We start from the raw sequence: 7,830 nt of genomic DNA on the forward strand, positions 1-7,830 counted from the left end.
AAGAATCTTGTCGGTCACAATCCACCCTTGACGCTTAGGGCTCCATTGAGCAAGACGTTCATTTTCCTGGTTGACGATAAACTCCAGTTCTTCATATCTGGAACCGTAGCTGATCGCTCGGTACCAAAGCCTGCTATGCCCTAAAGATTTGAGAACGGGTATCAGTGTTTCGATCTTGAACTGAATCCTGTCTGTATCCATTTAATTTCTCTTTTAATAGTCCCGGCATGAAATCATCTCCCGCTGCCGTCATCCCTTCGCGATCGTATTATCACTTTCAGCGATATTAACCATAATGATAATAAGTAGACATATAACCACGCTTTTAAATTACCGGATGGCCGTTTCCGGCGGATCCGATTTTCCTGCGTATCACAACTTTCCGGAAGTGTACCACGGTCAGGGAATAAGCAAAGCGCCCTTTTCCGGTGGTGAGCGGCCGGTCTCGGGGCAGGGGAGAGACACAACATATAGCGTCATCCTCAGCTGGGAACACCGCTACATCTTGTGATGTCGGGCCGCTGCGCGCCGGAGGCCGGAAAGCAGATCCGGAATCACCAGAAATCGGATCTGACCTGGAAAAGAGAAAGAGTGTATGTAAGTTCTGTACTGTATGTATGGTATGTATGAATTGTATTGTATGTATTATTTGTATTGTATGTATTGTGTATTTTTCATACCGGGCGTACGATGGCGCCATTCCCTGAGAAACCGGAGCCAGACCATGACATCCCTCTCCCCGGACACCGTCCGCCGCATTGAAGACGCCGCCGCCGCCCTGATCGCCGCCGGCACCCCGAACCCGACCAACGAGCAGGTCCGTCAGCACCTCGGCGGCGGCTCCCTGTCCCACATCTCCCCGGTGATGCGCGCGTTCCGCGCCCGCCAGCGCGAGCAGGCCGCTGAGCAGGCCACGCCCCTGCCGCCGGAGCTGGCGCAGCTGCTGACCGGCCAGCTGGGGCTGCTGTGGCAGGCGGCCGTGAAACAGGCTGAAGCCGGGGCCCTGGCGGCGCGCGAGCAGGCCGACGACGACATTGCCCGGGCCGACAAGGAGCGGGATGAGGCGCTGGCGAACGTGGCCGCGCTGGAAAGCGAGCTGGCGGTGCTGCGCGAGGTGGTGGCCGAACGTGACCGCCTGCTGCAGGAGGTACGCGAGCTGCGCGCGGAGGCGCTGCCGCTGCGCGAGCAGGTGGCCCGCCTGACCGCCACCGGCGAACACCTGGCGGCGCAGCTGCAGGACACGAAAGCGGAGCTGAAGGAAGCCCGGGAGGACGGCCGCCAGCTTCAGACCGAACTGCTGGCTCTGGCCCGCCAGGACGGGAAGGTGAAGAAATGAGACAGGAAAGAGTATTACGTATAAAGGCATTTCGACGGGCACTGGAGCTTGGTGGCGGTGAACGGGCTGACGGGTGTCGTCATTTTCCCCGCTGGAAAACGGAACTGAGGAATTTCCCGCACGGCAGCTGCGATTTAGCCAGCAATACTCTGGCGTACTACCTCAAGGAACGAGAGAGATGCCATCCGTGCATCATTTTTATGGAAGGGAACGCTGGCTTTCATGAAGCGGAAAACTCAACAGTTCACGGGCATGTCATCGTATTGCTGGACGGAGAGTACATCGATTTGACGCTGGATCAATTCGACGAATATCCGGACTACATTCCTTACGAACCTGTCGAATCTGACGGGCTGATTGGTAAGCTGTTGCGTAATATCATGAAGCATGAGGACCCGGTAAAAACCCGCCAGATTGATCTCGATGGTGGCGAAGAGCTGTATGCCTGGTTACGCGATACCGCCGACGAAGTGCTGGCAGCAGATCCGGAATGGCAGGCCCGGGAACGGTCGATAGAAGAAGCAAGGGAAGCCGCTATTACGGTGTTCCCGTTTCTGTCTGACGTGCAAAAAACTGAGTGCGAACAGGGCCCGGACAGTCAGGAGGCTGCCAGATGAAGATTTATCATTACACTGACCTGAACGGCCTGAAGGGCATCATCGAATCAGGCTCACTGCGGGCGACGCACTTTTCCTTTCTCAATGACAGTAATGAGCTGACTCACGGCATGAACTGCCTTGAGAATGCCCTGCAGTACCTGAGGGACGACTTTAACCCGAAAACCCTTAAGTTCATCGAACAGGCACTGACGCACTTCAGAATGCACCGGGCAGCTCACGTCTATAACCTTTCGTTCTGTCTCGAACCCGACCTGTTAAGCCAGTGGCGGGGTTATGGGAGCTCTCAGGGCGTGTGCCTGGAATTTGATGATGAAGAGCTACTTGCCTCGCTGGAATTAACTCATTATCAGGTGTTTAAAAACCGTGTGCTCTATACCAAAGAGAATTCCACGGTTGAAGCCCGGAACGAAATCCTCGCCTTCTTTCGTCAGCCAAAGGTTCAGGAGGCAATAAATGCAGATGTAATGTATGAGATGATTCAGGCAACCAGACTGGCACACAGCCTGCCGCCTTTTTTCAAGAATGACGGTTTCAAAGAGGAGCAGGAGTTCAGGATGGTAATCCTTCCGGACAGCCCTTTTGAGGGTGTCAATTTTCGTGTCAATGACAGCGGTCTGGTACCATATCTGATCATTAAAGCAAAAGATAAGCTGCCACTGACAAACGTCAGAATTGGTCCCCGCAGTAACAGAGCAATGATGATGGACGGGATTTCATTCCTGTTGCAGAGCAGGGGGTATACCAGTACACGGATTTCGTTTACTGAGACGCCGTTCCGGTAAATTCAATTAAGAAGCACAAACTTCTAGGGATCAGTATGTTGAATAAAGTTTCACAAATTAATTTGGCCAAAATACTGGCTGAAAAATTTAACGAAGGTGACTGGCAGGAGCTGTTTGCTGTTACAGATTGTGAAGACGTTCCGGAAGGACTAAATCAATTCTACCGGCATGTTCACTGGGACAACCCTGAGCTGAAAGGGGTGGCCATCTCAGCCATAGAAAGCACTCTGGCCAGGGACGCTGATAATCTTTCTAAGATCTGGGCGCTGGATAATGTTCAACGCTTTATCAGCATTGCCAATACTGAGTTATTCAATGAAATAAAGAACATTGTGAATCAGAACGGGCAAAGAAATGTTTCGGCAGCACCAGTGAAAAATGTAAATGAAAACATTTACCAGGCCTTAGAAGATGCGGAAGTGTTGCTTAAAAATAATGGGCCACACCGGGCATATGATCGTGTTCATACAGCTCTTCATGCTTCATTAAGACAAATGTGTGCCAACCATGGAATTGCGACCAATAGTACAAATGATAATGTTCCAGGCTTGCTTTCCCTGATAACTGCACATCTCAAAGACCTGCCTGATGATGGAAGAAATGAAGATGTTTTTAAAATGTTGAGATCATCTGCCGCAATACTTCATGGGATCAATAACCTGCGTAACAATTACAGCATGGCCCATCCTACTGAAACTTTGCTTAATGAAGCCGATGCGCGTTTTGCCATAAATCTGGTTCGTTCCATTATGACTTATATTGATGAATTGCTTTAATTTTAATAAAAAAATGAGGCGTACAGCGAACAGATAGAGCATCAAGGAAGAAGTGAAATACGGCCAGAATTTCTCACTCTGGCTGTATTCTTATTGTTTAACAACAGATGATCACCGTATCGTGATCTCGGTCACACCTTTGCCGGGAGGCGATGATTACCGTAGCCGTTCTATCTCTTTGTCCCAATATCGAATTTCGTTCTGTAATAGCTGGTATCTGGACTTAAACTCGCTGGATTCTCGCCCCTCATCGACTTTTTGGTAAAAACGTTGTTTAGCGTCTGAATCCAGGGTATCCCACATCATCGAAAATGCCGCCCCCTGCGCCTGATTCTTACGGCGCTCAGCAAAGTTCCGTTCTGAGCGCTTTGTCGCATCCACGTATTCAAACGCTAATATGCAGAACATCAAAAACGTCGTCACTACGACAATGATCGGAGCGCTCAGCTTGAAATAGTAGATGGCAACTGCATCAAGAATAATCACTATCGCCGTGTATATAAGCGATATGAGTAATGCTTTAGATAAACTTCCCATACGTTGGTGCTAAACCTTATCGGTGAGTCAGGTATTGATAGGGGAAGTATACACAAACCTGTTGTATGCATCCCGGCAAAAAGAATCATTCACCTTTAGAGATCTTCCGACATACTTATTATGTTCGCTCCTCACTCATAGTAGCCTGTGAATCAGTCTCTAAGAAACAAAAGTCCTACAAAAAGTCTAATCCGGCCGTTATCCATAAAGCTCATTTGAACACCTCGCTGGCAAAGATCCGACTTTGCCTTTTTTCGGATCTGTGCAAAATGAAGAGAGTGACGCTGGAATCATAACTTATCCGAAGCATCAAATTCATCATGAAAAATGCAGATATGAAATATTGCATCACATTTACGCGTGTGAGATGCTGACATCAGAATGCAGTCAGTAGTCGTTAACAGGGTGCCCGTAATGAAAGATGCCAAATCAAAAGACCTCTCTGAGTTGTTTAACACCATTACGGTGCGTAATGTGCCAGCTGATGTGGATGAAGCTATCACGCGGCAGGCTAAAGCCGCCGGCAAATCAAAGAGTGATTTTGTGCAGGAGTTTCTGACGGCAACATTTGGCGATCTGATCGGCAATTTCATCCGCACCAGTGAACTGGTTGCCCTGATGGACCAGGAAATGGCGAGGATGGCCGGAACAGTACTGAGCGAGCATGTTTATGATCTGGAGATGACTCAGGCCGGCCACCGGGAGTTCTGCCGTATTCTCGGGATAAAAAACAACGATGATTTGCAGCGCATTATGCTCGCGGGGATGCCATACCTTCAGATCCGCGCCGGACAGCTGAGAGGGATTGACAGCCTGGCAAGGGGGAACTCCCTGTATGCCGCACTGCTGGTCAACGGGGCGTCCCGGGATGAAGAGACGGTACAGGCGCTTCACCGGTCACTTTTTAATATGTTCCCGGAAACTGTTTTTCAGGAAATGATTAATGAACTGCGAAAGGCAATGCGCATGGACGCTTTTGAATGGTCGCTTATCTGAGACAGATATAAACGAGAAAAGCCACCCCGAGGGATGGCTTTTCCGGTACTAACTTTAACGCACGGGTCCGAAGAAATCCGCGCCTTGATGGGATAAATCTACCAGTTACTGGTACGCCCGTCAACCTGACCCTCAGTTTAGCCCGGGAGGGCTGTATGCAGCTGGAAGACTATATCTCGGCCGGGCGGCTGAACATTTACACTGACGTGCTGAAGCTGAAACCTGGTGAAGAACTGGGCGGGTATAACTGGAACAAAGCCGTTTCCGCCGCCATGCAGCCGCTGATGCACTGCCTTGAGGTGACGCTGCGTAACGCCATCGATTACAGTATTCGCCATGCCCGGCTGCCCGGCGCTGCCGGACACTGGCGAACCGATACCAACTGGATCTTTGATTTACCCCGCTATATCGGTGACAAGACCTGGATACGCCAGAACAAGCGCTACAAAACCGATGCCCGTGGCCAGAAGCTCATGCATCACGGGAAACCGGTTTATGACCGGACAGCCTGGGAAGAAGACTGTATCCGTAAGGTGTCAAAACGTATCCGTGCTGCGGGCAAGGCGCCGACGGCAGAGCGGGTGATCTCCGGTCTGGACTTTGGTTTCTGGACCAATTTTCTCACGAAAAACTACGATGAACCGCGGAACCGCTCGCTCCTGTGGCCCCAGTTGCTTCCGTCGGTGTTCCCCGGCGCCCCGGCCGGCACCCCCCGTCACGTGCTGGAAAAGAAATTTACCCGTATCCGTGACTTGCGTAACCGCCTGGCGCACCATGAAGCAGTCTGGAAATTCCAGGAGGAAGATCCGGTTACCGGTGCGCCGGATTACAACCGCCCGGTATATGGTCTTCAGGCGTCCCTGCAGCTGTTGCGTCGGGCATGGAAAGATATGCTGGAGGCTCTCAGCTGGCTCAGTCCTGCAAGGCATGCTGCGTTTCTGGCAGAAGGTCATCATCTGCGTTTCGAGGCACTGGCCACGCACGATGGTTTGCTGAGTTTCACCGGACGGGCACAGCTGATGCACGACCTGAACGTGCGGCGCAGTAAAGAGATCAGAAAATTATTGCGGGGGCTCGGACAGCAAAAAATCATCCGCCTGACCAGCCGTACCCGGATCATTGCCATTATTGGTCCCGATTTTATCCGTACCCTCTGACCTTTCCCCTCCCTTGTGGCAGGGGATTCTTCACAAAACACTGAAAGCTGAACGGCTTCCGTTGCCATTTTCAGCAGGACATGAGGCACGTCCCACTTGCTTTCCGCATAGCCAGACATGCCATGCTGACGCAAAGCGTTAGTCGCTCATCCACTGAACCGTAAGTTGCTTATTAATGGCAGATACATCATCCGGCATAGCCAGAAAATAAAAATGAGGTGTTCCAGACCGCTTCAGTACCTCATAACGATGGGTCCCGTCCCCGAAATGAAATCCACCATCTTCGTGCACAGATAACAGGACCGGTGAAACAGGCCATCCTTTTGCGATATGCAGTATGGCCTTTCCGAGTTTCGGGTTGGTAAGTTCCACCCAGAGGCTGGAATCTGTCAGTCGAAAGAAGGAATTAATAAGCGGGTCAAAATCAGCAAAAGAGGCTTTCCCCAGCACCAGAGAACTGAGATCAATTTGTTCACAGTCAGCAGGCTGCAATACCCGTGGACCAGGAAGGTAAATCGAATGTCTGCGCCCCGGAACAGACAGATCCCAGTTAATGTGTATTAGTCGCGACTTGATCTGACACTGGACCTTGAAAGGTTGAGAGTTACCGGTTTTGATATGGGTGTCCAATCCTTAAACAAAACGCGAGGTAACTCTCATGCTTCATACTAACAATCCCATCATCAAACACAAAGCCGGCCTGCTCAATCTCGCCTAAGAACTCGGTAACGTATCAAAAGCCTGCAAGATCATGGGTGTGTCACGCGACACGTTTTACCGTTATCAGGAACTGGCTGCTGAAGGCGGCATTGATGCGCTGGTTAACCAGAATCGCCGGGTTCCCAACCTGAAGAACCGCGCCGACGAAGCCACTGAACGCGCGGTTGTTGAATATGCCGTTGAGTTCCCGGCCCACGGGCAACACCGGACCAGTAATGAGTTGCGTAAAAAAGGCGTGTTTATTTCCGGCAGCGGCGTGCGCTCCATCTGGCAACGGCACGACCTGGAAAACTTTCGTAAACGCCTGAAAGCGCTTGAGGAAAAAGTCGCCAGAGAAGGCATCGTGCTTTACCGAGGCTCAAATCGCAGCGCTGGAGAAGAAGGCTCACGACGACGAGGCCAGCGGTGAAATCGAGACGGCACATCCGGGGTATCTGGGTTCACAGGACACCTTCTACGTGGGCAATCTGAAAGGTGTGGGCCGTATCTACCAGCAGACGTTCGTGGATACGTACTAGAAAGTAGCGCACTGCAAGCTGTATACGAGTAAAACGCGACCTGCTTAATGACCGAGTATTGCCGTTCTACGAGGCTCAGGGTCTACCGATGCTGAGAATACTGACCGACAGGGGGACAGAATACTGTGGTAAGGTGGAGCAGCACGATTATCAGCTTTATCTGGCCATCAACGATATCGACCATACAAGAACGAAGGCAATGTCTCCGCAGACGAACGGTATCTGCGAGCGCTTCCATAAAACTATTTTGCAGGATTTTTATCAGGTTACGTTCCGCAAGAAGTTATACGGAGACCTCGAAAGCCTGCAGACAGATCTGGACAACTGGTTGTGGCATTAGTAAGCGTACAGCGAGAACCGTATTGACGGGGATGTGTTATTCAGTTGG

At 51.0% G+C, this 7,830-nt stretch carries 8 protein-coding genes and 3 pseudogenes; 8 read left to right on the forward strand and 3 right to left on the reverse strand.

Annotated features, from left to right (window positions below; all coding sequences use genetic code 11):
• Positions 1-325: 325 nt before the first annotated feature.
• Positions 326-586: pseudogene (locus AS136_RS28920) on the reverse strand (hypothetical protein); the annotation flags it as partial.
• 138 nt (positions 587-724) lie between these two features.
• Here AS136_RS28920 and AS136_RS25320 point away from each other — a divergent pair.
• The 5 genes and pseudogenes from AS136_RS25320 to AS136_RS25335 all read left to right on the forward strand — a co-directional run bounded on the left by AS136_RS25320 (position 725) and on the right by AS136_RS25335 (position 3,514).
• The gene (locus AS136_RS25320) at positions 725-1,336 is read left to right on the forward strand and encodes a DNA-binding protein (protein ID WP_063267108.1); all 612 of its coding nucleotides are present in this window, start codon (positions 725-727) and stop codon (positions 1,334-1,336) included.
• The gene (locus AS136_RS25325; RefSeq protein WP_063267109.1) at positions 1,333-1,953 is read left to right on the forward strand and encodes a hypothetical protein; all 621 of its coding nucleotides are present in this window, start codon (positions 1,333-1,335) and stop codon (positions 1,951-1,953) included. Before AS136_RS25320 ends, AS136_RS25325 begins: the two co-directional genes overlap by 4 nt.
• A pseudogene (locus tag AS136_RS29195) lies at positions 1,950-2,141 on the forward strand (hypothetical protein); the annotation flags it as partial. The gene AS136_RS25325 and the pseudogene AS136_RS29195, both read left to right, overlap by 4 nt.
• A gap of 15 nt (positions 2,142-2,156) precedes the next feature.
• A complete protein-coding gene (locus AS136_RS25330) occupies positions 2,157-2,738 on the forward strand; it encodes a DUF2971 domain-containing protein (RefSeq protein ID WP_228140433.1) in 582 nt (193 codons plus the stop codon).
• A gap of 35 nt (positions 2,739-2,773) precedes the next feature.
• Positions 2,774-3,514, forward strand: coding sequence for an abortive infection family protein (locus tag AS136_RS25335; protein WP_009653143.1), 741 nt, complete (start codon positions 2,774-2,776; stop codon positions 3,512-3,514).
• A 156-nt stretch (positions 3,515-3,670) separates the two neighbouring features.
• Here AS136_RS25335 and AS136_RS25340 read toward each other — a convergent pair whose 3' ends face one another.
• Positions 3,671-4,051, reverse strand: coding sequence for a YrzE family protein (locus tag AS136_RS25340; protein WP_015874975.1), 381 nt, complete (start codon positions 4,049-4,051; stop codon positions 3,671-3,673).
• A gap of 414 nt (positions 4,052-4,465) precedes the next feature.
• Here AS136_RS25340 and AS136_RS25345 point away from each other — a divergent pair, with 414 nt between their 5' ends.
• Together AS136_RS25345 and AS136_RS25350 are read left to right on the forward strand one after the other, a co-directional pair.
• Complete coding sequence (locus AS136_RS25345; protein ID WP_009654315.1) at positions 4,466-5,047, forward strand: hypothetical protein; 582 nt, start codon at positions 4,466-4,468, stop codon at positions 5,045-5,047.
• Between the two features lie 155 nt (positions 5,048-5,202).
• Entirely contained in the window at positions 5,203-6,204 is a 1,002-nt protein-coding gene (locus tag AS136_RS25350; protein ID WP_009654304.1) for an Abi family protein, read from the forward strand.
• Positions 6,205-6,342: 138 nt separating this feature from the next.
• Here the strand turns inward: AS136_RS25350 and AS136_RS27710 are convergent, their stop codons facing one another.
• Entirely contained in the window at positions 6,343-6,696 is a 354-nt protein-coding gene (locus AS136_RS27710) for a hypothetical protein (protein WP_228140432.1), read from the reverse strand.
• 166 nt (positions 6,697-6,862) lie between these two features.
• Between AS136_RS27710 and AS136_RS27715 the strand changes: the two are divergent.
• Positions 6,863-7,773: pseudogene (locus tag AS136_RS27715) on the forward strand (IS481 family transposase); the annotation flags it as partial.
• Positions 7,774-7,830: the final 57 nt, after the last annotated feature.

Origin of the sequence: Klebsiella sp. D5A (assembly GCF_001620885.1) — a bacterium.
Classification (GTDB): Bacteria; Pseudomonadota; Gammaproteobacteria; order Enterobacterales; family Enterobacteriaceae; genus Klebsiella; species Klebsiella variicola.